Origin of the sequence: Sphaerisporangium perillae (assembly GCF_023276435.1) — a bacterium.
Taxonomy (GTDB): domain Bacteria; phylum Actinomycetota; class Actinomycetes; order Streptosporangiales; family Streptosporangiaceae; genus Sphaerisporangium; species Sphaerisporangium perillae.
This window is the reverse complement of the sequence record NZ_JALLPO010000039.1, coordinates 36568-61066: the sequence shown is the minus strand read 5'-3', so window position 1 is coordinate 61066 and position 24499 is coordinate 36568. Positions and strand designations below refer to the sequence as shown.

Below are 24499 nucleotides of genomic sequence, written 5' to 3'. Positions count from 1 at the left end.
GAGCTGCGCGGAACATCCGGTCCGGCCCGTTCGTCGTCATTGCGTGACCCTCTCCTCGGAGCTTGACGAACGGCTGCGCGAGGCGGCTGCCAGAATGCACCGCGCCGAGCACGTTCGGCACCTGCGTGAGACCACCGCGCAACAGATCAAGGATGTCCGTAGCACCCTGGAGGATCTGGAGTTCGAGCTGGTCGAGGAGGAGCGTGACGTCGCCCGGCTGGAAGGCGGGCTGTCCGCCGTCCTGGCCCGCATGCTGGGCAACCGCGAGGAGCGGCTAGAGCGCGAGCGCGCCGAGGCGGCAGTGGCCAGGGAACGCGTGGACGGTCACCGCGCCCGACTGGCGCAGCTCGAAGTCGACGCGGCGGCGGCCGTCGCCGAGCTGGCCGTGCTCGACCCCGCGTCCCGGGAGTACGCCCGGTTGCTGGCCGAGAAGGAGCAGCAGCTCATCCGGAGCGGCGATCCGCGCGCGCGTGAGCTGGCCGACCTCGGCGCCGCGCTCGACCGGTTAAGTGCCGATGTGCGCGAGTGTGAGGAGGCCTGCCAGGCTGGGCAGGGCGCGCACGAGGCGCTCGGCGTCGTGCTGCGCTTCCTCGACTCCGCCAGGAACGCCTCCACCTTCGACGTGTTCGGCGGCGGCCCGCTCGCCGACGCCTACGAGCACGACAAGCTGACCAGTGCCGACAAGGCCGCCTGGCATGCCCAGCGGGCTCTGGACGTCTTCGCCCGCGAGCTGGCCGACACCGGGATCGCGGCCCGGCCGGTGATGCCCAAGGTGGACACGCGGTGGTTTGTGGACGCCTTCTTCGACAACATCATCAGCGATGTGCTCAAGCATCAGCGCATCGAGAAGACCAGGGCCGAGGTGAAGAAGCTGGCGCAATGGGTGCGCGACTCCGGGGCGTACCTGAAGGCGCGCCACGCCCAGTTGCTGGCTGAGCGCGCCCAACTGCTGACCAGGCGCGAGGAGCTTCTGCGCCCCGCATAGCCACTCGTCGAGAACCTCTTCGACGGGAATGTCCTCGGGCCGCCAACGCGTGCATCACGAAAATCTCCGGCATCGACAAGATCGGCCCGCAAGCAGGTAGGCAGCACATCACCAGCCTGCTCACCGAGCTGACCGCAGGATGACCTACTTGCCTAACATGCCTTCCTGAGCATCAACCCGCTGACCAGCCTGAATGCTCAACAAACCCAGGGGGGTATCTCTTTCCGGAACCCGTGCGTACTCCAGTTCCGTACCTGATGCCGGCTTCGGCCAGCAGGTTGTCGATGTAGGTGTCGACCTGGGTGCCGTCGGTTCCCACGCTGCTGCCATCGCCCCAGGCCTTGACTACGTCCAGTTGGGCGAAGGTGATCTCCCGCCGGCCACCCCTGATCAAGGACGAGCGTCTGACTGCCCTCCGCCGCCTGTTACTTGATGCCGACGTTCCCGGCTTCTGCGTGTCGCCGGACTCATCGTGCTTCTCTACGCGCAACCCCTCACCCGGGTCGTCCAGCTCACCATCGACGACCTGCTCCGCGACGGAGAGGCAGTGTTCCTGCGACTTGGGAACCCGCCCTCACCCGTTCCCGAGCCGGTCGCATCCCTGCTACTGGACTACATCGCGACTCGCGACAACATGAACACCGCCACCAACCGCGCCTCTCGCTGGATGTTCCCTGGCCGCCGAGCGGGCCAGCCCTGCCGCCCCGACCATTTGTCCGCGCTCCTCAGAGAGATCGGCATCCCAGCGGCCGCCGGCCGTGGCGCCGCCATCCGCCAGCAGCTCCTTGAGATGCCGGCTCCCGTCGTCGCCGATGCCCTCGGCTACCACGACAAAACCACCGCCCGACTTCTCAACGAGGGCGGCGGAGCCTGGACCCACTACGCCTCCGGAGAGCACGGACGGTGACCATTGAACTTGACGTTGTCGACACTCGTGACAGTTGACTAGGCGATCCCACGAGTACCGAGGTCGTTGCCACTCTGTAATGCGGGCATACTGCAACCCAATCGTCACACGGGAGACGCCAACGCATGAATACGCCACGATCGCCGCTTGTAGCGGAGCGGACTGACGGATCACCCGTCCAGATCGGCGCTCTCGTTCCGCTAACTCGGCCCGGCTGGGTCCAGGCAGGCCAACACTTGCTCGCTGGACTCGAGCTGGCCGTTCGCGAAGTTAATGACGCCGGCGGGATCGTCGGAAGACCACTCGAGCTGGTGGTCCGAGACACCGCGGCTGATCCACAGAGGGCCGCGGCGGCCGTGGATGAATTGGCTCGCCTGGGTGTGGCTGCCTTGGCGGGGGAGTATCACAGCGTCGTCGCTCGCGCCGCTGCTGCCAGGGCCGACGCGCTCGGCCTGCCATTCCTCTGCTCGTCAGCGGTTCTCGACGCGCTCACCGAACAGCCGACGGAATGGGTCGCGCGCCTGGCCCCGGCGCAGTCCCACGGCTGGCAGGTCTACGCAGACTTCCTCCTCAGCGCGGGCCACAGTCGAATCGCCGTAGCAGCCCAGCCGAGTGTGTACTGGGCAGCTGGGGCCCGCATTCTGCGGGACTGCCTCGCTCCACGCGGCGGCACCGTCATCGAACTCGACATGCGCGCGCTCGGCCCCACGGCCGTGTGCGACGAACTCGTCGGCAATCGCGCGAGTGCCCTCCTTCTTCTGGTCGGCCACCCGGAGCTGGCAGTATCGATCGTCAAGTCTGTCCGCCGCGACCAGCGACTCGCCGAGATCATGATCGGTGCTCCGGCCGGGCAACCGGAGTTCGCCGAATGGGCGACTTTGCTGGGCGACGACGGAGCCGCGATCCCGTTCTTGCGCTACCTACCCGAGCGCCTCAGCCCACTCGGTGCACGAGTCGAGACGGCCCTCCGTGAGCGGCTGGGCGCAGCGCCCTCCTTCGTCGCCTTCGAGGGCTACGACACAGTCGCCGTCCTCGCCGATGTGCTGCGTTCGGCACGCACTGCCGAAACCTGGCCGCGCGTTGCAGTCGAAGGCACCCGCGGTCAGATCCGGTTCTCCCGCACGCCAGGCATCAGCGTTTGGCAATGGGCTTGGACGCCCATCCAAGTCGTTGATCGAGATCCGGCGGAACCCGATCGCTTTCGCATCCTTCACGCCAGCTGAGAGAGCACGGACAGTCACCATCGAGGTCCACGTTGCCGATAACTCGCGACAGTTGAATAGGCGAGCTCACCAGTACCGATGCCGGACTCCTTTTCCATGACCAGTTCGTCGTAGCCGCTGGCCGCCAGGGCGTCGAGCTGGAGCTGCGGATTCTGATCACGCGTCGAGACGCGTGCGTACGCCCAAACTGTCATCAGCCACCTCCGGCGGTGTCCATAAACGTGCTCGGTGGCAGGGTGGGCCTGATCAGCTTGCTGGGGAGAGAACGGGCCGCTATATGTCTTCGCCGCAGACATCGCCAGTGCTCTGCACAGTGAGTGAGGTGGAGAGCACTGGCGATGCGGGGTAGCTGGGCAGTGTCGTGTCGCGGCAGTGGGTTCCGGCAGGAGGACGATGCGGACGATGACCATCGGCACCCCCTCCGGGTGGCCCTGCGCTCACCGTCGTTGGCTCGTTAGTGAGCCGGCCGCTACTGGCTCAAGAGCTCCGCCACCTCGGCCTGGCCGGCGAACTGTGCCCACTCCAGCGGGGTGGCGTCGTAATCGGACTCCCGTAGTGACCGGTCAGCTCCCAGCTCCAAAAGCGCTCGCACCATCGGCAGGTTGCCTGCCCGCGCCGCCTTGTGCAACGCCGTCGATGGGAGGCGTGCGTTCACGTCGAAGCCCAGCGCGCAGGCCAGCCGTACGGCCGGCACTCGCCCGTACTCCGCGGCCTTGATGAGCAAATCCCGCCGCCGCGTCAGGAGTTGCCCGGCCAGTCCCGGATCGACGCTCAGCAGCTGCTCGACCTGCTCCCGATCCCCTCGCATGATCGCCGCCTCTGCGGCGCCCAGCCCGCGTAGCGTGCCCGAGGCCCCCGCGTCGGCCAGGAGTCGCGCGACCTCCGTATGCCCGCCGAGCAGCGCCAGCTCCAGCGCCGTGTGCCCGCCGAAGAACGGATGCCCGTCACCCTTGGCGTCGGCGGGCGCGCCGTGCGCCAGCAGGCACCGTATCTGCCGTGCCTGGCCACGCAACGCAGCTGTCAGCACGGTGTTCTCCAGCATGCGGGCCGGCGAGTCCTGCACGCGTCCCAGCCTGGCCTTCCACGGCCCGCCGTCCCCGCGGCCAAGGCCGAACTCCAGCAGCAACTCCAGGTAGCCGGTGTCGTCACCCAGGACTCCGCGGTTGTACAGGGCTCTGCCGTCGTTGGCGTCCGCCCCGGCCGCCAGGAGCACTCGGGCCAGCTCCAGGCCCCGCGGGTGCGGCGGTTGCCCCAGTTCTCCCCCGCCCAGGGCCCCGGTCAATGCGGTGAATGGCGGTCCCATGCCCTCAGGCAGGTAGCCGGCGTTCGGATCTGCTCCCGCCGCCAGCAGGACCCGCGCCGTCCTCACGGCGTTGGCCTGCGCCACTCGTGAACAGGTCAGATACAGCAGCGGTTCCCAGCCGAACGGCCCGCCGTATGCCTGAGCCGATGCGGGGTCGACCGCGACCGCGTGGGCTATCCCCGCGGCGTCGCCGACCGCCGCCATCGTCCACACCGACGCGTCGGCTATCTGGGGATGGGCGGCTAGCAGCCGCGCCGCGGCCTCGGTGCTCGGGGGGCCGTGGTAGGTCGGCAGGCCAGCCGCAGGAACTCGGTTGCGGGGTCGGCCGAGGGGCCCACCTCGTGTGGTCGGCGCGCGAACTTGTCCACCATCTTCAGTTGTGCCCGCAGCTGCGACCAGCTCGTGAAGCCGTACTTGCGGGCCACCACCAGTTGCGCGCCGGCCAACCGCAGTTCTGACAGCTGTCCTGGATACCACCCGCCCGCCGTCGCTAGCGCGCGGAGCTCGCCCGCACGTACGCCGCGCAGCAGTTGCTTGGCCTCGTTCTTCAGGTGGTCAAGGCTGGGGTTTTCGGGCAGACGGTTGGCCACAAAGACCTCCCTTTCGGATATGCCCGACGTCCGCACCTTCGGGCCGAAAAGGAGGAATGACACCATGAACACACTGAGGCTCGGGTGGGCTGAGCCCTTTCCGCGGACCGGTTGCGTCCCGAAACGCTAACCGGAAGCGTACCCCATCATCCTGTTTTGGGGTGTCCGCCATCGCACCCCAGTCCCTCCCTTCGCGTGCGTCAGCGGCGGCAAGGGAGCAGTGCGTGGCGATCACGAAGCGGGCTCATTCGGAGAGTCATGCTCCGCGCCATAGCCGCCCGCTCCGATCGAAATGCACTGAGCTGGGAGTAGTGGGCGGTTTCATTGATCATGAGGCATGCGCCCTGATCCGATGCGCTGGGTCAGAACCTGTCCCTCCCAGCCATCGAGTATGTGGGGGAGCGTAAAGCGTTCGGCGCGAGTGAAGCCGGCTCTTTCGTAGTAGCGGATCAGCTTTTGATCTCCACCTGCCCAGCAGTCGAGCCTGAGCAACCCGATCCCGCGACCGGTCGCTTCGGTTCGAGCTTGGTCGAGGAGGACCTGCCCAATGTGGTGCCCGGCATAGCGCCGGTCGACGACGAACGCGTCAATGAAGATCTCTGGCTCACATACCGCAGGGACGAAGTCCGGAGCATCGCCCAACCACATGGCCCCGACCGGGACGCCATCGATCTCTGCCACCCTCATCCCACCGCTGCCCGAAAGACGCGTGATTCCCGCGACAGATTTCGGCTGCGCTGACCACGGTATCGATCCCCACTGGCCATCCAGCCCCAGCGCGACAAGCCACTCCACCGCACGATCGAACAGAGCTAGCACCATCGGGGCATCGACGACCGTCCCAACCCTGACACGCACCCCGTCTGAAGTCGCCACGGGTGGATTTTAATTGGTCAATGCCTCAAGGGGTACGCTTTCAACTCTGATGCGTTCTGAAGCGGCATGATCGCTGGTCCCAGAGACGAGGCTGCATAAGATGTGCGGCTGTGCAATGGCCTGCACTCTTCGACCTGGATAACACGCTCATCGACCTCGATTAGGCGTTCCGAACGTGGGTCGAGGAGGTCGGCGACGCGCATCGGCGAGCTGCCCGAGCTACTCGACCGGCTGTCGGCCGAGCGGGACCGCATCGACCAGCAGATCGGCAACCTGGTGACTACCCGGGACAGGCTCGACACCATCATCACCACGGCCATCCGCGCCAAGGACGCCGGCAAGCCCTGCCCCCGGGTGAGCACCGCGCCTTGACCCTCCAAATCGCCCGGCCATTAGCGGGCCACTAAGGGCGGTCAACAGCGGTCAGTCACGGTCGCTCGCGGGGAGCCCTCCGCCGCTTGCATAATTGCGCCTCAGTCGGATCAGCCTGATTGCAGGAATTGTTCAAAGGCTTCTCGGGCCAATGCGGAGACCGTCTTGCCCTCTTGTTCGGCGCGGGCCTTGGCGCGTTCGCGCAGCTCCTCGGGCACCCTGAACGAGACCCTTGGTGCAGCTGCGCCTGGCGTGACCCGGCTCGCCGTGGGTTCACGTGGTCTCCTGCTCCTCCTCGACCTGGCGGTTCCAGTCGCGCTTGGTGGCCTGCCAGATGTCCTCGTCCTGGCCGATGCGCCAGTAGCCCGAGATGGACAGCCGCTCCCGGGGCACGCCGAGCTCGACGCGCAGCAGCCGCCGGAGTTCTTTGACGAAGCCTGCCTCGCCGTGCACGAATGCCTGGAGCTCACCAGAGGGAAAGTCGAGGTCGCGGATCGCGCGGACGAGGGCGTCGCCGACGCGGGCGTCGCCCCGGTGCAGCCAAGTGATCGAGACGTTGCCGGGCGATTCCAGCTTCTGCTCCTCCTCAGGGCCGCTGACCTCGATGAAGGCGTGTGCCCGCGCGTCCTGCGGCAGCCGCTCCAGCGCGGCTGAGATGGCGGGGAGTGCGCTCTCGTCGCCGGCGAGCAGGTGCCAATCCGCGGCCGAGTCCGGAGCGTAGGCGCCGCCGGGGCCGGTGAAGCGCACCTCGTCGCCGGGTTGGACACTGGCGACCCATGGTCCGGCGAGGCCTTCCGGCCCGTGGTAGACGAAGTCGACGGACAGCTCGCGTTCCTCGGCGTTCCAGCGGCGCACGGTGTAGGTGCGCATCCGCGGCCACTGCTCGCGCGGGAACTCGGCGCGGATGTGCTGGAGGTCGAAGGGTTCCGGGTACGTCACACCTTCGGCGGGGAACAGCAGCTTGATGTAGTGGTCGGTGTACTGGCCCGCGGTGAACCCCGCCAGGCCGGGGCCACCCAGCACGACTCGGATCATGTGGGGGGTGAGCCGCTCGACTCGCTGCACCTGCGCGTGGGTGATCTGCGGGTTCCTGCGTCCCGGACGTTCAGCCATGCGTGCTCCTTCGGTAGATGCCCTGAGGCGTCCGTCCACAGGGTTTCGGGATGGTGGCACGGCAGGTACCCGGAAGGGCCGGGCGTCGTGCCCGCCGGTGCCACACCGGCAGCGGTCGATCGCCACGGAGTCGATCGCGGACCTCCAGGTCAGGGACGCGCAGAGGCGGTCGCTGTGCTGGGAAGCGGCACGCCCAGGCGGTCAGTGGCGCTGCTGACCTCGTTCCACACCTTCCCGGCCACCGGAATCCCCTTCTCGGCTCGCGCGGCCGTGGTCGCCGCGCCGCGTTCCCCAGGATAGAAGACGTCCGTCGCGTGGTCCGCGCGAGGCAGGCCCTCCAACGTGTCGGTCAGCTGCCCGATTCGATGAGGTCCATGGCGCGGATCACCGCGGCGAGGGCGTCAGGGTCACTGGTGCGCTGGTAGACGTCGAGGCAGGTGTCGGCGAGTTTGATGACGTGCTCGTCCTGGTGAAGAACGGCGCGGGCGAACACCTCCTCCGCAGAGCCGGGTGCGGTGGGCAGGCTCGTCCTGGGCATGAGTTCGGCGGGGGCGTAGGCGGCGGTGACCGCGGCGCTTGCCGTCCACGCGGCGGCCAGGCTCGCAACCCAGAGGGTGGTGGGTAGTGCGGGCAAGGTGCGTAGTACGGCTGTCGGCGCGGTCGCGGAGTGGACCAGCATGATGGCGGAGCCGTGCGCGCTGGAGAGGTAGCGCAAGGTGGCCGCATCCGCCAATTCGGCGATCCGGTCACGGGCCTGCTCGGCGTCGGCGGCTGGTTTCAGCGCGGAGAGCGCGGACGTCCAGTCGGGGACGCCGGCGAGCTGGTCGAGCCGGTGGTTGATGCCTTTCTGCTGGTCGGGCACGCGCGGGATGCCGGCGAGGGCGTGCGGGGAGCCGGCGGAGCCGGATGGCGCGGCGGTCGCCGGGACCGGTTGCCAGCGCGCCGCCCAGTAGCCGAGGGCCTGGCCGAATTCGGCCAGCCGCGGTCCGTCTTCGTGGCTCGACAAGGCATGGACCGCGTGCCCGGTACGAATCACTCCGTGGGTGGCGCCGGCTGCGATGCCGGGCAGTAGCCTCGGCCACCAGGTCTCCAGTACGGCACGCCAGGGTTGTTCTCTCACTTCACGATCGAAAAAGGCCAGCCAGTCGCCGAGGCGATGCGGATCTCCCAGTGCCGCTCGCCAGTCGTCGGCGGCGATGGGCCAAGTGCCGCGCGGCAGTTCCTCCAAACGGCGAACGTAGCCGTCGAGCCAGCGGTGGACCTCGCGTGCGTGCCCGCGCCTGACCATTGATTCGGCGGCCATCGGACCGTGATTGGTCAGCCAGCCCTCGAACTCCGGCCCCGTCCGGTGCAGCCGCTCGTACGCCTCGTCCAACAGGTCTTCGGTACGCATGACACCGACGTTAGCCATGCCTGACGGCGCACGCTTCGGTCCAAGGACCGGCAGGCCTACTCCATCGGACTTAGTCCTTTCAGGCCCGTTCGCTTAGCCGATCGCCTTTTCGATGGCTTCGACGATGGCCGGGTCCTCGGGGTCGGCGCGCGGGCGGAACCGGGCGACGACGTTGCCTTGGCGGTCGAGGAGGAACTTCTCGAAGTTCCACTGGATGTCGCCCGCGTCACCCGAGGCGTCCGGGGTCTCCACCAGGGACGCGTAGAGCGGGTGGCGGTTCTCGCCGTTGACGTCGGCCTTCTCCAGCAGGGGGAAGTCCACGCCGTAGGTCGTGACACAGAAGTCCTGGATCTGCTCCGCCGATCCCGGTTCCTGGCCCGCGAACTGGTTGCAGGGCACGCCGACGACCGTGAAACCGCGCTCGCCGAACCGTTCCTGAAGCCGGACCAGTCCGGCGTACTGCGGGGTGAGACCGCACTTCGACGCCACGTTGACCACCAGGGTCGCCGCGTCGCCGGTGAGTTCTCCCAACGTGGTGGGCGCATCGGCCAGCGTGCGCACCGGGATATCACGAAGACTCATGAATGCACCTTAACCGGACAGGGTGCCAGGCATGGCGTCGCCCAGGACCATGTCCGCCTGCTCGGATCCGTCCCGCCGGGGAGCTTTCGGGGAACGGATCGCGGGTGTTCATGATCTCCTTGAGTGCCTCATGTCGCGGCGTGCGCCTCAGGTCGAAAGCGCCGGAGCGGCCTATTCGGAGTGACGTGCGCGCTGTGCGGCGCGGAACCGCTCGACCGGCAGGCCGCCCCGGCCCCAGTTCTCCGTTTCGACCTCGTCGATGATGGCAAAGGTGGAGTCCAGCGGTTTGCCGAGCACGTCGAGCAGCAGCTCGCTCACGCCGTGAATGAGCGCGGCCTTCTGCTCGGCGGTGGCGGAGTCCGCGCCGGGCTCGGTTCCCTCGCGAGTGACGGCGTACCGGGACCTCCTCGCCGTCGGCGCCCCCGGTCGACACCTTCGGCTTCGGCGGCGTCGTGAGCTGACGGCTTGACCGTCTCCTCGACGCCCAGAGGCCGTCGCTCATGCGGGGGTGACCGGCGATACGGGCTAGGCGTGGGCGGCGTTGAGTTCCGTCAGGCCGAAGCCGAGTTGGCTGTAGAGCTCCAGCTGATCGTAGTATTCCCGGTGCGTGGTGATCTTGCCGTTCTCGACGAACGAAGCGCACGTCGCTCGGACGATGATGTAACGGCCGGTTCCTTCCAGTTCACGCCCGTCGGGCAGCAGGAAGGGGCCCGTATGGGTGCCGGTGATCGTCCATTCCGTGACCGCGGGGTTGTCGCACTCGTCGACCTCGAACCACGCCGTCAGGTGATAGTCCGGGAAGCCCTTGAAGAACTGCTCGTAGAGCCAGGCGATCTGCTCATGTCCTTCCGCTATGCCGGTCGGCGTGACGTAGTGTCAAAGCGGTCAGTGGGTGCGGCGCAGGGGTGGACGGTGGGCCCAGGTGGCCCAGCGCCAGAGCCACTCGAGGGGGCCGAAGCGGTATCGGCGCAGCCAGAGGGTGGAGAACACCCACTGGGCGGTGAGGATGACGGCGGCGATCAGGAACACCGTCGTCAGCGGCCAGCCGTCCGGCGGGCCGTTGACGACGTGCGCGACCGCCAGGACGAGGAGCGTGGCGGTCAGGTAGTTGGTCAGCGCCATCCGGCCCAGCGGTGCGAAGACGGCCTGCAGCGCCCGGCGGAACGGCGTCCTGAGCAGGACCAGCAGGGCGCACACGTACACCCCCGCGAGCAGCAACCCGGCCCCGGCCATCAAGCGGCCGAAGTGCGCGTCGCCGGACCGCACCCCGGCCTGCAGCCACAGGACAGGCGCCGCTCCCGCCGCCAATGCCAGGCCCAGCACGGCCGGAACCCACGTGGACTGCTCCATCCGTGCGATCACCCCGTACCGGACCAGTGCCGAGCCGAGCAGGAACAGCCCGGCGACCAGCAGCGTCCTGTCAGCACCGACGATCAACGATGCCGCGACGAGCGCGGCGGCGAGACCGGCGACGGCCCAGCGCGGCAGCCAGGTCGAGGGCAGCAGCACCAGCAGGCCGACGACGGCATAGGTGCTCAGGATGTCGCCCTGCCACAGCAGCAGGAAGTGCACCAGGCCGACCCCGAGCAGCACCAGAAGCCGGCGCAGCAGGATCAGCCGCGGACGGGCGGCGCGGTTGGCGGCGGAGTCCAGCAGCAGTGAGAACCCGATACCGAACAGCAGAGAGAAGATCGGGAAGAAGCGCTGCTCGACGAGCAGGCCCACCCACGCGTTCACGTCCTGCGGGCCTGTCGCCGAAGGCGCCAAGATGATGTCGCCGGCGTTGGCTATCGGCTGGATGTTGGCCAGCAGGATCCCGCACAGCGCGAACCCGCGCACTACGTCGAGCGCGGCGATACGCGGCCGGCCGGGGGAGGTCGCCGCAGGGCCTCCCGGACCGTCGTCGTCCGGGCGCCGGTCGCGGGAGTCAGGAGCCGGACGGCCGCCGGGACGCTCGGTCAGGCCATCGGCTTTCAACACAGGATGGGGATCTTCGGGGGGCATGCGCTCATCCTGCGGGCCCGGCCCGTTGCCAGGCATTGGCCGAAAGCGGGATTCGCGCCGTCTGCCACCGTACTTTCGGCCGGTTCGCCGTGCGGTCAGCGCTTGACGGCGCGCAGGACGACGAACCGGGGGTCGCTCGCGGCGACCTCGCAATTGCCGAAGAGCCGGCGGAGCTTCGCGTGGTAGCCGAGATGCCGGTTGCCGACCACCCACAGTTCGCCGCCGCGGCGTAGCGCGGCGCGTGACCCGTTGAACATGCGCCAGGCCGTCGCGTCGGTGGTCGCGCGGTGCGTGTGAAACGGCGGGTTGTTCAGCACCAGGTCCACCGTCCCCGCGGGTACATCTGACATGCCGTCGGCCGCCAGGAACCGCGCGGTGGTGCCCGCGTCGACGTTCGCCCGGAATGTCGCCTCCGCCGAGGCCAGCGCCTGGTACGACTCGTCGATGAACGTCACCTGAGCCTCGCTGTTGCTCAGTGCCGCGGCGAGCCCGATCACCCCGTTGCCGCAGCCCAGGTCCACGACGTGTTCGCGTCCATGGCGCGGCGGCAGGTTCCGCAGGAAGAAGCGGGTGCCGACGTCGAGGCGGTCGGCGCAGAAGATGCCCGCGTGGTTGGTGACGGTCAGGCCGGAGACGGCTCCGATGCCGGTGGGCAGCGTGTAACTACGCGGCCAGGGGTTGGCCGCCCGGGGGAGCCTAGGGTCCGGCGAGCAGAAGATGAGCCGTGCCTTCTTCGCCGCCAGCGACGTCCTGGTCGGCCCGAGGATCCGTTCGAACAGCTTCAGCGTCGAGTTATGGATCTCGGTGACCATCCCGGCGCCGACGACCACGGTGCCCGCGTGCACGTGGGGTGCGAGGCGGTGCAACTGGTCCTCAAGGAGCGCGAGGCTCTTGGGAACCCGGATGAGCAGCACGTCGATCCGGTCCGGAGGCGCGTCCCTGGTCGTGCGGAGCCGCACCGCGTCCGCGGCGACCCCGTTGCGCTCCAGGTTCGCGCGGGTCGCCTCCTGGCTGAGGAAGGAGTCGGTGATCTGCACGGGATGGTGATCGGCGATCGCGGTGACCAGGGCGCCCCATCGATCGCCCAGCACGACCACGGTGCCCGACAGGTCCGTCGGCCCGCCGTCGATTCCGTCGAGGTCCCGCAGCAGATATTCGTCGGCGGCGTCCCAGGCGCGAAGCGGGTCACGGGGATCCTCGGGGAAGCGGGTGAGGTCGAACTCACCTCTCGACGTCGTCAAACGGTTCATCGCGCCCTAGGCTAGCGAGTCGCTCGATGCCGCCGGTCACATCCCGCCTTGCCTGGGCCGGCCGCGTACGCGGAGCGGAACGTTCGGCCTGTTCCGCGGGCCTTGGATAGCGTCGGGGTCATGCGGCTTCATGTGGGATGCGCGATGTGGACGCACACGCCATGGCAGGGGCGCTTTCTGCCTCATCCGCTCCCTCCCGGCGAGCGCCTGCGGTCCTATGCGACCTGGTGCAACGCGGTGGAGGGAAACACGACGTTCTACGCGACTCCGGCGAGGAGCACCGTGGAGTCGTGGGCGGCGCAGACCACCCCCGACTTCCGGTTCGTGGTCAAGCTGTCCAAGGCGATCACGCACGAGCGTCGTCTCACCGGCGTCGACGAGGAGCTCCGATCGTTCCTGGAGGCGATCGAGCCGCTCGGGCCGCGAGCCCACGCCCTCTGGGTCCAGTTGCCGGGATCGTTCGGTCCGAACGACCTCGGCACGCTGGCGGGCTTTCTTCGCCGGCTTCCCCGCTCGTACAGATACGCCGTCGAGGTCCGCCACCGCGCGTTCTTCGATGACGAGCGATCCGCACGGCTGCTCGAAAGGGTTCTCGCCGGCGCTGACGCCGAGTGGATCCCGTTCGACACCACCGCCTTCTTCCAGAGCCCGCCGACCAGTGACGCCGAACGAGACGCGTGGACGAAGAAACCGCGCGTGCCGCGCCGGTCGTCCGCTCTCACCGACCGTCCGATCGTCCGCTACCTCGGGCGGGACGACACGGCGCGCACGGTCGAGGGCTGGCGGCACTGGGTCGGCACGGTCGCGGAATGGCTTCGCGAAGGCCGGTCGCCGACCGTGTTCATCCATACCCCCGACAACGCCGACGCGCTGATGCTCGCTCGCCGTTTCCACGACGACGTTCGGGCCCGGCTGCCCGAGATCGATCCGCTGCCCGAACCGATGCCGATCGAGCCGCTGACCCTTTTCTGACAGAGTTCTGGCCCAGAGCCGCACATGACGCAACAACTGGTCCTGGTCCTGGCCGGCGACGCGCACGGCGATCAGGCCGGGCCTGGCAGTCCGCGGTGGTGGGCGACGTCTGCCAGCGCGTGCAGGTGTCGAAGTACCCGGAGCGGTACCGGCCGCAGGCCGGGGACGGACAGATGATCGTCTCGGCGCTGTGGCCCGCTCCCGGCGTCATTCGACCGCTGGGCCGACGCCCGGCACGGCTCGTACCGGGCCTACCAGCAGCGTCGCGGCTACGGCACCGACTACCAGCGCCTGACCAGCGGCCTGTCCCCGGGGACCGGTTTCACTGACCCTTTCCAGGAGCCCGGTCACACCGCCTGTGACCGGGCTCCTGGCTCGCCTGACGCCTCAGGGGACGACGGTACGAAGCGCCCGGACGGGCGCAACGGGTCCTTCGAGGAGGCGTGGACCGGAGAGCTGTACCGATCGGCGGTACCAAGCGGTACGAGACCTACGGCTTCCGTCGCCCGGCGCCCGAGGCGGACCGGGCGTCAGTAGCCGGTGGCGCCGTCGATGCGCTCGCGGAGGAGGTCGGCGTGCCCGTTGTGCCGCGCGTATTCGGCGATCATGTCGACGAGGATGCGACGTAGCGAGATGGGCTCTCCGGTCTTCGCGCGAATGCCGGTCTGGTCGAGGGAGGGAGCGCCGTCGATGATGCGGCGGGCGTGGCCGCACTCCGCCCGCCAGACCGCGAAGGCCTCGGCGATGTCGCCGTCCAGGGAGTCGAAGTCCTGGTCGGGATCCTCATCGGAGTAGTACAGCAGCGGGAGGTCCTCACCGGCGAACTGCAGGCGGAACCACCATCGTTCCACCGCGGCGAGATGGCGGACCAGGCCGTGCAGGCTCAGACCGGACGGCGGCACGGACTTCTCCGACAGCCGCTCAGCGGGGATGCCGGAGCACTTCAGCTCGAACGTCGCGCGCTGCCAGTCGAGCGCCGCGGTCAGGGTCTCGCGCTCATCGCCGGTCAGCGGGGGCACCACGCGGGTGTCGTCGGCCCAGCGCTGCGAGTAGTTCTCCGGAGGGATCTCGGTCATGCTCCCGGAGCATGCCAGAACGGTCCGACAGAACCGCGCCGGCCGGGCGACGAGCCGTCACGCCGGCGGGCGCGGCACCTGGCATCGGCAGGGATGTCTCACGACTCCTTCCCGGGGGCGGGCGTTTCGGTCGAGACGCTGGGGTGGACGGCGACGATGACGCGGTGGTCGCGGCCGCCTTCCGCCGTCTCGTCGTGGTACTTGCCGACCAGCGCGGTCACCGCCTCGGCCAGCTCGGTGGCGAAGGCGGCCCGGTCGGCCGCCGAGGCGAACCGGATCTCGCCGTCGATCGCGAACGTCGCGACCTTCTTGCGCGCCTTGGCCGCCCCGGTGATCAGCTGGCCCACATCGCGCACCAGCCGGGCCGCCACGGCCAGCAGCCAGCGCGCCGACAGCTGATCGGGCGCGCGCGAGGGGTCGGGCTGCACCTGGGCGAGCGCGATCGGAGAGATCACGTAGGAGGCCGCGGTCGCCCGCATCACCCGCTCGGTGACGTTGCCCTTGCGCCGCTCCTCCACCAGCTCGACCAGCCCGTACCGCTCCAGCGTTTTGAGGTGGTAGTTCACCTTCTGCCGTGGCAGGCCGACCTTGGCCGCCAGCATCGTCGCCGACCCCGGCACGGACAGTTCGGACAGCAGCCGGGCCCTCACCGGATCGAGCGAGACCTCGGCCGCCGCCGGGTCCTCGATCACCGCTACATCCAACATGTATCAACGGTCTCACCGAAAGAATAAATTGTCAAGACTTTCGAAGTTGTCGGAGGCCGTGGGAGTCGGGACGGCTCCGTCACGCGGTGGAGGGCCGGTCCGCCGACGGGCTGACGACCGCGGGGAGGGCCGGCCGTCACGATGAGCCCGATCACCGGACCAAGGAGGGCTCCATGCAGGAAGTCATGACCACGAAGACGCTCCACCACCGCGACCGCGTCTCCCCAGGGCTGCTGTGGACGTTGCGGATCCTCGTGACCGCCCAGGCGGCCGGCCTCATCGTCGCCGCGTCGTTCGCCGGGCAGGGGGTCAAGGGCGGAGAGGCCCTCGCGGAGACCCACGTCATGGCGGGCATGGTCGTGCACCTGATCGCCCTGGTCCAGATCATCGCCGCGGTGCTCGTGTGGCGGCCGGGACGGGGCGCCGGCTGGCCCGCCCTCGCGAGCCTGGCCCTGTTCCTCATCGGCATGGGTCAGCACTTCACCACGGAGATGCTGGGCACGCACGTTCCGAGCGGCGTCATGTTGTTCGGCCTCGATGTGGCCCTGCTCGTCTGGGTGTGGTCCTCGCGCGCGGCCACCCGGAGCTCCTGACCGTCACGGCCGCGTTGAGCGGATACGGGGGGATGACCCGATGCCCGCGTTCCCCGCGGATCGTGGCCCCTGCGACGGGGGCCACGATCCACTCGAGAACGGGAGCCGGGTTGTTCAGTGCTACGGGATCTTCGTCGTCGTCGTCGGCGCCGTCGAGGTCGACGTCGGCGTGGACGTCACGGAGGCGGACACCGGCGCGCCGAGTTGGCTCGGGAACACCAGCCTGATGTTGATGGCCTGAGCCTGGCGGTTGATGTTGCGGCTACGGCTTGCGCTGCGGTTCAGGTGGCGGGCGAAGTTGCGGGCCCAGCTACGGGCGAAGGTCCGGTTCCAGTTCCGGGCCCAGGCGCGATTCCGGTTGTAGTTGCGGTTGCGGTTGCGGGCCCACTCCCGGTGGCCGTCCGAGGTGCCCATGCTGATCGTGGTGGCCGCGTTGGCGCTGGTGGTCGTGGTCGCGGAGCCTAGGCCGAGCATGCCCCCGGTGAGTGCGGCGCCGACCGTAAGCGTGCTCAAGAACTTCTTGACCTCGGGCATTGCGTGTCCCCCTTGGACGACTTCGGGTAGTTGATGGCATTCACCGGTAATGCAGGTGATTGCTGTAGTGACTCAGTGAGTCTGGCTACTTGTCTTGTTTTCCTGGCGCGACGGGTGACAAACGAATAACTTCCACTTTTGCTATGTGCTTAATCTCTTGTTGTGGTCTTCGGTTCGATATTTCCCGACTTCGCCCGACATGCTCGTCTTGATCTTGTTATAGCGAGGCGCGCTGCGGCCGAGGATTCCGCGCCCGCGCCCGTGTCTATTCCGGGAACCTGGCTCTGAATGGCCATTAATGGTATTTCCGGGTCTGTGTCCGTTGCATACGGATGCAGGGCGCTTTAGTGTGACAAAGTCGAGGGGCGAGGCTGGTGGAGAAGTACGCCGATATCGCGACAAGGTCGACCGTTTCCCGCCAGGTGGCCGCTGGGCAGGCCGACCCCGGTGAGACGCCGTACGCCGGTACCACATATGGTCCGGTGCATGACTGCTCATTATGACGTCGTGGTTCTCGGGGCAGGCCCCGGTGGGTATGTCGCGGCCGTCCGGGCCGCCCAGCTCGGCCTCAGCGTGGCCGTCGTCGAGGAACGGTACTGGGGTGGTGTCTGCCTCAACGTGGGTTGCATCCCCTCCAAGGCGCTGCTGCGCAACGCCGAGCTCGCCTACCTGTTCACCCAGGAGGCCAAGACCTTCGGCATCCACGTGGACGGCCAGGTCACCTTCGACTACTCCGAGGCGTTCAAGCGGAGCCGGAAGGTCGCCGACGGGCGCGTCAAGGGCGTTCACTACCTCATGAAGAAGAACGGCATCACCGAGTACGACGGCCGGGGCACCTTCACCGACGCCAACACCCTGCAGGTCGCCCGTACCGGCGGCGGCACGGAAGCGGTGACGTTCGACCACTGCATCATCGCGGCCGGCGCGACGACGCGGCTGCTGCCCGGCACGTCGATCAGCGAGCGGGTCGTGACCTACGAGGAGCAGATCCTCAGCGACACGCTTCCCGAGAGCATCGTCATCGCGGGCGCGGGCGCCATCGGCGTCGAGTTCGCGTACGTGCTGCACAACTACGGGGTCAAGGTGACGATCGTCGAGTTCCTCGACCGCATCGTGCCCCTGGAGGACGAGGAGGTCTCCGCCGAGCTGGCACGCCGCTACAAGCGGCTCGGCATCGAGGTCCTCACCTCGACCCGGGTGGAGTCCATCGACGAGTCCGGTGACAAGGTGCGCGTCACGGTGTCGCGCGGTGGCGAGCAGCGGACGCTCGAAGCCGGCAAGGTGCTGCAGGCCATCGGCTTCCAGCCGCGCGTCGAGGGGTACGGCCTGGAGAACACCGGGGTGCGCCTGACCGACCGGGGAGCCATCGACATCGACGGGCGGTGCCGCACGAGCGTGCCGCACATCTTCGCCATCGGCGACGTGACGGCCAAGCTCATGCTCGCGCACGCGGCCGAGGCGATGGGCATCGTCGCGGCGGAGACGATCGCGGACGCGGAGACGATGGAGCTCGACTACATCATGATCCCGCGCGCGACCTACTGCCAGCCGCAGATCGCGAGCTTCGGGTACACCGAGGCGCAGGCGCGCGAAAAGGGCTTCCAGGTGAAGGTCGCCAAGTTCCCCTTCTCGGCGAACGGCAAGGCCCACGGCCTGGGAGACACCGTCGGGTTCGTCAAGCTGCTCAGCGACGAACAGTACGGAGAGCTGCTCGGCGCTCACCTGATCGGGCCCGAGGTCACCGAACTGCTGCCCGAGCTGACGCTCGCCCAGCAGTGGGACCTGACCGTCCACGAGGTGGCGCGCAACGTGCACGCGCACCCGACGCTCGGCGAAGCGGTCAAGGAGGCCGTCCACGGCCTCGCCGGCCACATGATCAATATGTGATCGTCCGCCCGGCGGTCCGGTCGTGAGCGAAGCGGTGCCACGATCGAAGGTCTCGCCGTCGTGTCAACCCCCGCTGTTCCATCACTTGGCGTGTAAGTTCGACTACGCAGAGTAGTCAGACGTGCGCGAAGAGAGATCGGACAACGATGCGAGGGAAGTTCACCAGGGTGGCCCGCACGCTCGCGGCCATCTCCGGCTGCGCGGTGGTCCTGGCCGGGACGACCGGCGCGTCCGCCGCGGCGTGGGAGGCCGGCGCGACCGGCCCCATCCGCAGCCACGCCAACTGGCGCTGCCTGGACGCCGACCTGAACACCATCGGCGGCAACGGCACCAAGGTCCAGCTGTGGAACTGCAACGGCTGGAACAACCAGAAGTGGACCTACGACGTCAGGACGCACACGATCCGCAGCCAGTACAACGGCCGCTGCCTGGACGCCGACCTGAACACCATCGGCGGCAACGGCACCAAGGTGCAGTTGTGGGACTGCAACGGCTGGAGCAACCAGAAGTGGATCTACGACGCGATCAGCCACACCATTTACAGCCTGTACAACGGCCGCTGCCTGGACGCCGACCTCGGCGGCATCGGCAGCAACGGCACCCGCATCCAGCTGTGGGACTGCAACGGGTGGGCCAACCAGAAGTGGACGGTCTGATCGACCGGGGTGGACGTGCGCCGCGGGGCTCGCGCACGAACGCACGAGAGGAGAGCGGGATTGATGCGACGTTACCTGACCAGGGCGGCCCTGGTGCTCACGGCCGCGTCCGGCTGCGCGGCGATCGTCGCCGCCCCGGGCGCGTCGGCGGGTGTCACCGGGACCGGCCCCATCCACAGCCGGGCCGACAGCCGGTGCCTGGACGCCGACCTCGGCCGCATCGGGCGCAACGGCACCCGCATCCAGCTGTGGGACTGCAACGGCTGGGCCAACCAGGCGTGGACCTACGATCCGGCCACCCACACCATCCGCAGCCTGTCCAACGGGCGGTGCCTGGACGCCGACCACGGCAACCTCGGCAGGAACGGCACCCGGGTGCAGCTGTGGGACTGCAACGGTCGTGCCAACCAGCAGTGGGTGTACGACCGGCGTAGCCACGCCATCTACAGCCTCGCCAACGGGCGGTGCCTGGACGCGGACCTCAAGGGCGTCGGGAGCAACGGCGCCCGGGTGCATCTTTGGGACTGCAACCGCTGGAGCAACCAGAAGTGGAAGCTGTGACCGGGCGGAGCCCGTAGCAGCATGTTCGCCGGTCAAAGGGGTAGAGGGAGGCGCAACGACCGGAACGAGGAGAAGGCATGAAGAGGATCCTGCAACTCGTGATGACCCGTTGGCTGGCCCGCACGCCGTTCGGGCTCGTCGTCCTCGGCGTCGGATGGTGGCTGATGCGCAAGCGCCGCGCCGGCAAGCCCGCCGAGCGCCACGACGTGCTCCGCGAGCCCGGCCGCAAGTCCCGCAACCCGTACGTGTGGCAGGGTCCGTCGGCGCGCGACCGCGGATAGGCCGGTACGACCGTGGACGGCCCGGCGCGCCACCCTGAACGGCCCGGCGCGCCACCGCGGGGAGCGAGCGGCGGGCGCCCGAGGGCAGGGGACGACCGAGGCGCGGCGGGCCGCGGATTCACAGCCTTTCCTGGCGGGGGAAGACCACTTCTCTCACCAGGAGCAGGACCGCGGCCGCCAGCGGGATGCCGAGCAGCGCGCCCACGATGCCGAGCAGCGCTCCTCCGAGCAGCGCGCCGATGATCGTGGCGACCGGGGGCACCGCGACCGACGACTTGAACACCGGCGGCGAGATCAGGTAGTTCTCGATCTGCTGGTACACGATGAAGAAGATCACGCAGGCGATGCCGGCCTGGACCGAGGTCAGGAAGCCGACTCCGGAGGCGACCACCGCGCCCGCCACCGCGCCGACCATCGGGATGAGGTCGGTGACGGCCACGAAGATGGCCAGGGCGAGCGCGTACGGCACCTTGAGGATGGACAGGAAGACGAAGGTCACGCACCCGGCGATCAGCGAGATGATCAGGTTGCCGGCGACGTAGCCGCCGATCTGCTTGATGATCTCATCGCCGAGCAGCCGCACCCGGGTCCGCCGCGAGCGCGGGACGAGCCGGTAGGCCGTCTCCTTGATCGAGTGCAGCGAGCCGAGGAAGTAAAGGGTGAGCACCAGGATCGTCAGCCCGCTGAACAGCGCGCTGATCACGACGCTGGCCACTCCGAGCAGGCCGCCGAACATCTGGCTCGCGAGATCGCCGCTGGTCACGTACTGCTGGAGCTTGTCCAGGACCTGGTAGCGCTGGTCGATGGTGCGGATCCACGGGTGGTTCTGCAGCTGCTGCAGGTACTCCGGGAGGTGCTGGACGAAGCCGGTGGTCTGGTCGGTGAGCGGCGGCACGATCGCCAGCCCGAAGGCCGCGAAGAACGCGATGACCCCGCCGAACACGATCGCGATCGCGAAGCGGCGGGACAGGTTGCGGCGCTGCAGGGCCTCGACGGCGGGGTTGAGGCCGATCGCCAGGAACAGCGAGACGATGATCAGGACGAGCGCGGACCCGGCGGTGGCGATCGACTGGACGAGCAGCCAGGCGGTCAGCACGCCGAGGGCGGCGGTCAGGCCGAACAGGAAGGGGTTGCTCCGCAACGGCCGCCCGGGCCGCCCGAAGGGCTGCTCGTGGTCCTTGGGATCCACCGCGCGCGTCCCCGCGGGACCGTCGCCGGAGGCGGTGCCCGCGCCGTCGGGCGAGGCCTCGGCGGGCGTGCCGCGTTCCGTGACCTGCGGTTCGGCGGGGTCGTCGTCAGAGGCGAGCTCGGCTCCCCGCGCCCCCGAGGGGGGCTCGCCGGCCGCGCCGTCAGAGAGATCGGAGGCGTCGCCGCCGGGGAACGGGGGGAACACGCTGGAGATGTCTGCGCGCTCGGAACTGCCGGTGTCGGACACGGAGCACCGCTGCCCGCTGGAGCCGTCTCTATTCGCGGTGCCGCCCTGATAAATCGCCAGAAATGGTGATCCGGCGCTCCCGGCCGCTGGGCGGGGAGCGCCGGAGAAGATGCCTATTTCAGACGGATGACGCCCTTGGAGACCGTGATCCTCTTACGCGGGAGGGGTTTGTCGGCCGGGCCCTGCGCCACGGCTCCTGTCGAGATCTTGAACTTGCTTCCATGGCAGGGACAGTTGATCGTGCCGCCGCTGACGCTCGCCACCGTGCAGCCCTGATGAGTGCACTTCGCGCTGAACGCCCGGAACACTCCCTTCGTCGGCTGGGTGACGACGTACTTGCCCTTGATGATCTTTCCGCCGCGAACCGGGATGTTCTTGGTCTTGGCGAGAACCGGTCCCGCCGCCGCCTCGTCGGTCGCGTCCGACGCCGTGTCCACTGATGCCTGCGCCGGCCGCACACCGACCAGGCCCAGCACGGCGGCGAACCCGCCCGCGAGGCTCCGGAAGATCACCGCACGGCGTGTCGTCCCTGTCTCATCGGCCGACATGCAACCTCCACTCCTGGGGGAAAGGGAGACTTCTCTCTCCCGCAACGTACGCGAGGGCGGTGCGGTTCAGCCGCAGGCGGGGCCGTCGGGGGCAGACCGGCCCGTGGCGTGGCCGCGCGGATCATTCCGTGAAGGACGGGTGCGGGCCGAGCGCCCAGTATTCGTACAGCCCGTACCCCACGTTGCCGTCGTACTCGAAGCGGCCGACGGCGTCGACCATGCCCCACATCTTCGCCGCGTCCTCGGGAAGGGTGTAGGTCACGCCCTGCACGACCGGTTTCGGCCCCTGGTACATGCCGTGCCGCCAGCCGGGCTCCAGGCCGTAGCCGGTGCCGACCATCAGGTGGACGGGCAGTACGGGCGTGCAGTGCAGGTCGAAGGGCTTGCCCCCGGGCGGCGAGAACGTGATCGTGGCGGAGGTGACGTCCCGGGTACCGGGCGCGTACACCGGACGGTACTCAGGCCTGCCGAGGTACTCCTCCTCGCCGGAGGGCCATACTCGCACGGCCTCCTCGAGGAGTCGCCGGCCCTTCTCGTCCTCCTGGACGATGCACAGGATGGAGTGGTCGTCGAACTGCATGGGCGTGTAGAGCCAGTAGAAGGTGCCGGGGTTCTTGGCCTGGATGCCGGGCGGCTCGGCCTCGCCCACCGGGCGGATGCCCCACGAGCGGTCCCTGGCGCCCCGCCAGCGGTCGGGGGTGACCTCCACGCGCTCGTCGCCGACCATGATGTGCCCGCTCCAGCGTCCGGTCTGCGCCATCCGCACCGAGTCGAAGACGACCCGCTCCTGCCAGCGGAGGAAGTGCCGGGGTTCGAGCGTGGCCGGGATGGTGCCTTCCCAGGTGAGATCGAACGACAGGTCGTGCTCGTTGGCGTCCAGGACCACCCGGAGCCGCTTGAGCCCTTCGATGACCTCGACCCGGAAGGGGCCGACACTGGTGTCCATCCGATCGTCGCCCAGCTCGCGGGACGCGCGGACCACGCGGTGCAGGTCGCGGTAGCGGACGCAGGCGAAGGCGTCGGTCACGCCGAGGTTCGGATACTGCCCCATGCCGATGATGAGCATGAGCTCGTCGGAGCCGGCGTGGCAGTTGAAGTAGTAGCGGTCGTAGAAGTTGCGGTCGGAGGTGGCCACGTGGCGCATGACCTGGGCGGTCTGGTGGATCGGGTAGTCATCGAGCGGCGACAGCGTCATCGGTGCTCCACGGTTCGGCGATGTGGAACACGTTCTAACAAGCGCGGGTGGCCGTCAACAACGGGATGCGCCCCCTGGGCGGACCCGGGGGGCGCATACCGCACATGGGATCAGTACTTCCTGCGCGGGGTCTCGTCGGCCCTCACGTCACCTTCCTCGGCCCTGCTCGCGTCCTCCACCCTGTCACCGGACCACCTGCTGGCATCCGCCCCGGTGTCCTTCATGGAGTCGGCCCATTGGCGGGCGTTGTTGCGGTAGAGCACAATGCCCACCGCGCAGGCCGCGAAGCCGGCCAGCAGTGCGATCGTCGACCAGCGACCGCGTCGCCTGATCGACGGCGCGGGATCGATCCGCTCCGCCGCCTGGGAGAGGAACGCGCTCACCTTCGGCGCGATCTGCTCCTCGACCTGGTGAGCCGCACGGTCGAGCTTGGGTGCGGCCCAGATGCGAGCGTCTTCGATGCGGTGTGCGGCGACCTCGCGGGCGGTGCTCGCCATTGGACGGACTTGGTCCGCCGTCCGGATGGCTTGGGCCTTCATGCGACCCATCCGCGTGCCGGTCATCGGCATGACCATGCTCACGCGGCGTCTTCTCAGTGTCAGGGACACGACAACCTCCCCTGTCCTTGGGGCCCCGCAGGCTCACCTTCCCGATCGAAAGCGGCTCAATCCTGACGAGGCATGGGAGGATGCGGGGTAGGCCATTGCGCCATAGTCCTCAAAACATCACGAATCTGGCACTAACCAGAAACATATCGAAGGGGGCAGTCCTCGTGGCTGAGAATCTCATCGCAAAACTGCGGACCACTCTCGGAGACATCAAACTCCGCCTTTTCCCCGACCACGCGCCCAAGACCGTGCGCAACTTCGTGGAGCTCGCCGAGGGGGGCCGTGAGTGGACCCACCCCGGGACCGGGCAGAAGACGAACGACAAGCTCTACGACGGCACGATCTTCCACCGGGTCATCCAGGGCTTCATGATCCAGGGAGGCGACCCGCTGGGCCACGGCGTCGGCGGCCCCGGGTACGACTTCGACGACGAGATCCACCCTGACCTGCAGTTCAGCCGGCCGTACCTGCTCGCCATGGCCAACGCCGGCAAGCGCTTCGGCCGTGGGACGAACGGCTCGCAGTTCTTCATCACCGTCGTCCCCACCCCGCACCTCAACGGCAAGCACACCATCTTCGGCGAGGTCATCGAGGGGCAGGACGTCGTGGACGCCATCGCCAAGACCCCGGCCCGGCAGGACCGTCCGCTCACGGACGTCGTCATCCAGGAGGTCGTGATCGAGCGCGTCCAGTCCTGAGCGAAGGCAGGCCTCCCGCGGCGACCCCGGGCATCCGGGGCCGCCAGGGGAGCCAACCGGTGGAAAGAACGACCGGCGTCGGCCAATTCGATGCGATGTCCGTGGCGTCAGGCACCCGGTGGCGTGCATAGGGTGGCAGTCTGTGGATAA

The 24499-nt window shown here is 68.5% G+C and carries 27 protein-coding genes and 3 pseudogenes; 11 read left to right on the top strand and 19 right to left on the bottom strand.

Going from position 1 to position 24499, the window contains the following annotated elements; genetic code table 11:
* The first annotated feature begins 43 nt into the window (after positions 1-43).
* Positions 44-985 carry a hypothetical protein gene (locus MYF83_RS32130; protein WP_248964510.1) on the top strand — a complete coding sequence of 314 codons (942 nt, stop codon included), beginning with the start codon at positions 44-46 and terminating at the stop codon, positions 983-985.
* Positions 986-1232: 247 nt separating this feature from the next.
* Here the strand turns inward: MYF83_RS32130 and MYF83_RS44810 are convergent.
* Positions 1233-1349, bottom strand: a pseudogene (locus MYF83_RS44810) (Tn3 family transposase); the annotation flags it as partial.
* Positions 1350-1457: 108 nt separating this feature from the next.
* Here MYF83_RS44810 and MYF83_RS32120 point away from each other — a divergent pair.
* Together MYF83_RS32120 and MYF83_RS32115 are read left to right on the top strand one after the other, a co-directional pair.
* Positions 1458-1892 (top strand): hypothetical protein, encoded by a 435-nt coding sequence (locus MYF83_RS32120; RefSeq protein ID WP_248964509.1) that lies wholly within the window; start codon positions 1458-1460, stop codon positions 1890-1892.
* 125 nt (positions 1893-2017) lie between these two features.
* The gene (locus MYF83_RS32115; RefSeq protein WP_248964508.1) at positions 2018-3115 is read left to right on the top strand and encodes an ABC transporter substrate-binding protein; all 1098 of its coding nucleotides are present in this window, start codon (positions 2018-2020) and stop codon (positions 3113-3115) included.
* A gap of 14 nt (positions 3116-3129) precedes the next feature.
* Here MYF83_RS32115 and MYF83_RS32110 read toward each other — a convergent pair whose 3' ends face one another.
* The 4 genes from MYF83_RS32110 to MYF83_RS32095 all read right to left on the bottom strand — a co-directional run bounded on the left by MYF83_RS32110 (position 3130) and on the right by MYF83_RS32095 (position 5830).
* A complete protein-coding gene (locus MYF83_RS32110) occupies positions 3130-3309 on the bottom strand; it encodes a recombinase family protein (RefSeq protein ID WP_248964507.1) in 180 nt (59 codons plus the stop codon).
* A 275-nt stretch (positions 3310-3584) separates the two neighbouring features.
* Complete coding sequence (locus tag MYF83_RS32105) at positions 3585-4622, bottom strand: ankyrin repeat domain-containing protein (protein ID WP_248964506.1); 1038 nt, start codon at positions 4620-4622, stop codon at positions 3585-3587.
* Positions 4623-4660: 38 nt separating this feature from the next.
* Positions 4661-5008, bottom strand: a complete 348-nt coding sequence (locus MYF83_RS32100) for a hypothetical protein (RefSeq protein WP_248964505.1) — start codon at positions 5006-5008, stop codon at positions 4661-4663.
* Positions 5009-5329: 321 nt separating this feature from the next.
* On the bottom strand, positions 5330-5830 hold the full coding sequence (locus tag MYF83_RS32095; protein ID WP_248964504.1) for a GNAT family N-acetyltransferase: 501 nt from the start codon (positions 5828-5830) through the stop codon (positions 5330-5332).
* Positions 5831-5986: 156 nt separating this feature from the next.
* On the opposite strand from MYF83_RS32095, the gene MYF83_RS32090 reads away from it, so the two are divergent.
* The gene (locus MYF83_RS32090; RefSeq protein ID WP_248964503.1) at positions 5987-6256 is read left to right on the top strand and encodes a MerR family transcriptional regulator; all 270 of its coding nucleotides are present in this window, start codon (positions 5987-5989) and stop codon (positions 6254-6256) included.
* Positions 6257-6529: 273 nt separating this feature from the next.
* On the opposite strand, the gene MYF83_RS32085 is transcribed toward MYF83_RS32090, so the two are convergent.
* The 7 genes and pseudogenes from MYF83_RS32085 to MYF83_RS32055 all read right to left on the bottom strand — a co-directional run bounded on the left by MYF83_RS32085 (position 6530) and on the right by MYF83_RS32055 (position 12598).
* A complete protein-coding gene (locus tag MYF83_RS32085; RefSeq protein ID WP_248964502.1) occupies positions 6530-7369 on the bottom strand; it encodes a siderophore-interacting protein in 840 nt (279 codons plus the stop codon).
* 349 nt (positions 7370-7718) lie between these two features.
* Entirely contained in the window at positions 7719-8762 is a 1044-nt protein-coding gene (locus MYF83_RS32080; protein ID WP_248964501.1) for a questin oxidase family protein, read from the bottom strand.
* 93 nt (positions 8763-8855) lie between these two features.
* Positions 8856-9344: a glutathione peroxidase gene (locus MYF83_RS32075; RefSeq protein ID WP_248964500.1), complete on the bottom strand. Its 489-nt coding sequence runs from the start codon at positions 9342-9344 to the stop codon at positions 8856-8858.
* Positions 9345-9515: 171 nt separating this feature from the next.
* Positions 9516-9683, bottom strand: a pseudogene (locus MYF83_RS32070) (tautomerase family protein); the annotation flags it as partial.
* Between the two features lie 186 nt (positions 9684-9869).
* A pseudogene (locus MYF83_RS32065) lies at positions 9870-10205 on the bottom strand (ester cyclase); the annotation flags it as partial.
* Between the two features lie 24 nt (positions 10206-10229).
* Positions 10230-11324, bottom strand: a complete 1095-nt coding sequence (locus MYF83_RS32060; protein WP_248964498.1) for a DUF418 domain-containing protein — start codon at positions 11322-11324, stop codon at positions 10230-10232.
* 119 nt (positions 11325-11443) lie between these two features.
* Complete coding sequence (locus tag MYF83_RS32055) at positions 11444-12598, bottom strand: methyltransferase (protein ID WP_248964497.1); 1155 nt, start codon at positions 12596-12598, stop codon at positions 11444-11446.
* Positions 12599-12718: 120 nt separating this feature from the next.
* Here MYF83_RS32055 and MYF83_RS32050 point away from each other — a divergent pair, with 120 nt between their 5' ends.
* Positions 12719-13570 (top strand): DUF72 domain-containing protein, encoded by an 852-nt coding sequence (locus MYF83_RS32050; RefSeq protein ID WP_308201531.1) that lies wholly within the window; start codon positions 12719-12721, stop codon positions 13568-13570.
* A gap of 530 nt (positions 13571-14100) precedes the next feature.
* Here the strand turns inward: MYF83_RS32050 and MYF83_RS32045 are convergent.
* Both MYF83_RS32045 and MYF83_RS32040 read right to left on the bottom strand, forming a co-directional pair.
* Positions 14101-14646, bottom strand: a complete 546-nt coding sequence (locus MYF83_RS32045) for a DinB family protein (RefSeq protein ID WP_248964495.1) — start codon at positions 14644-14646, stop codon at positions 14101-14103.
* Positions 14647-14744: 98 nt separating this feature from the next.
* Positions 14745-15338 carry an ArsR/SmtB family transcription factor gene (locus MYF83_RS32040; RefSeq protein ID WP_248964494.1) on the bottom strand — a complete coding sequence of 198 codons (594 nt, stop codon included), beginning with the start codon at positions 15336-15338 and terminating at the stop codon, positions 14745-14747.
* A 188-nt stretch (positions 15339-15526) separates the two neighbouring features.
* Between MYF83_RS32040 and MYF83_RS32035 the strand changes: the two genes are divergently transcribed.
* The gene (locus MYF83_RS32035; protein ID WP_248964493.1) at positions 15527-15946 is read left to right on the top strand and encodes a hypothetical protein; all 420 of its coding nucleotides are present in this window, start codon (positions 15527-15529) and stop codon (positions 15944-15946) included.
* 120 nt (positions 15947-16066) lie between these two features.
* Here MYF83_RS32035 and MYF83_RS32030 read toward each other — a convergent pair whose 3' ends face one another.
* Positions 16067-16480 (bottom strand): hypothetical protein, encoded by a 414-nt coding sequence (locus tag MYF83_RS32030; protein ID WP_248964492.1) that lies wholly within the window; start codon positions 16478-16480, stop codon positions 16067-16069.
* Between the two features lie 486 nt (positions 16481-16966).
* Between MYF83_RS32030 and lpdA the strand changes: the two genes are divergently transcribed.
* From lpdA to MYF83_RS32010, 4 genes are all read left to right on the top strand, one after another.
* A complete protein-coding gene (lpdA, locus tag MYF83_RS32025) occupies positions 16967-18367 on the top strand; it encodes a dihydrolipoyl dehydrogenase (RefSeq protein ID WP_248964491.1) in 1401 nt (466 codons plus the stop codon).
* 146 nt (positions 18368-18513) lie between these two features.
* Positions 18514-19023 (top strand): RICIN domain-containing protein, encoded by a 510-nt coding sequence (locus MYF83_RS32020; protein WP_248964490.1) that lies wholly within the window; start codon positions 18514-18516, stop codon positions 19021-19023.
* A 63-nt stretch (positions 19024-19086) separates the two neighbouring features.
* On the top strand, positions 19087-19584 hold the full coding sequence (locus MYF83_RS32015; protein ID WP_248964489.1) for an RICIN domain-containing protein: 498 nt from the start codon (positions 19087-19089) through the stop codon (positions 19582-19584).
* Between the two features lie 77 nt (positions 19585-19661).
* A complete protein-coding gene (locus MYF83_RS32010) occupies positions 19662-19865 on the top strand; it encodes a DUF6203 family protein (protein ID WP_248964488.1) in 204 nt (67 codons plus the stop codon).
* A gap of 118 nt (positions 19866-19983) precedes the next feature.
* Here the strand turns inward: MYF83_RS32010 and MYF83_RS32005 are convergent, their stop codons facing one another.
* The 4 genes from MYF83_RS32005 to MYF83_RS31990 all read right to left on the bottom strand — a co-directional run bounded on the left by MYF83_RS32005 (position 19984) and on the right by MYF83_RS31990 (position 23582).
* Entirely contained in the window at positions 19984-21300 is a 1317-nt protein-coding gene (locus tag MYF83_RS32005; RefSeq protein ID WP_248964487.1) for an AI-2E family transporter, read from the bottom strand.
* 113 nt (positions 21301-21413) lie between these two features.
* Positions 21414-21848 (bottom strand): Rieske (2Fe-2S) protein, encoded by a 435-nt coding sequence (locus MYF83_RS32000; protein WP_248964486.1) that lies wholly within the window; start codon positions 21846-21848, stop codon positions 21414-21416.
* A gap of 121 nt (positions 21849-21969) precedes the next feature.
* Positions 21970-23043, bottom strand: a complete 1074-nt coding sequence (locus MYF83_RS31995) for an Rv3169 family protein (RefSeq protein ID WP_248964485.1) — start codon at positions 23041-23043, stop codon at positions 21970-21972.
* 110 nt (positions 23044-23153) lie between these two features.
* Positions 23154-23582 (bottom strand): DUF5324 family protein, encoded by a 429-nt coding sequence (locus tag MYF83_RS31990; RefSeq protein ID WP_279340365.1) that lies wholly within the window; start codon positions 23580-23582, stop codon positions 23154-23156.
* 233 nt (positions 23583-23815) lie between these two features.
* Here MYF83_RS31990 and MYF83_RS31985 point away from each other — a divergent pair, with 233 nt between their 5' ends.
* Positions 23816-24349: a peptidylprolyl isomerase gene (locus MYF83_RS31985; RefSeq protein WP_248964483.1), complete on the top strand. Its 534-nt coding sequence runs from the start codon at positions 23816-23818 to the stop codon at positions 24347-24349.
* Positions 24350-24499 lie beyond the last annotated feature (150 nt).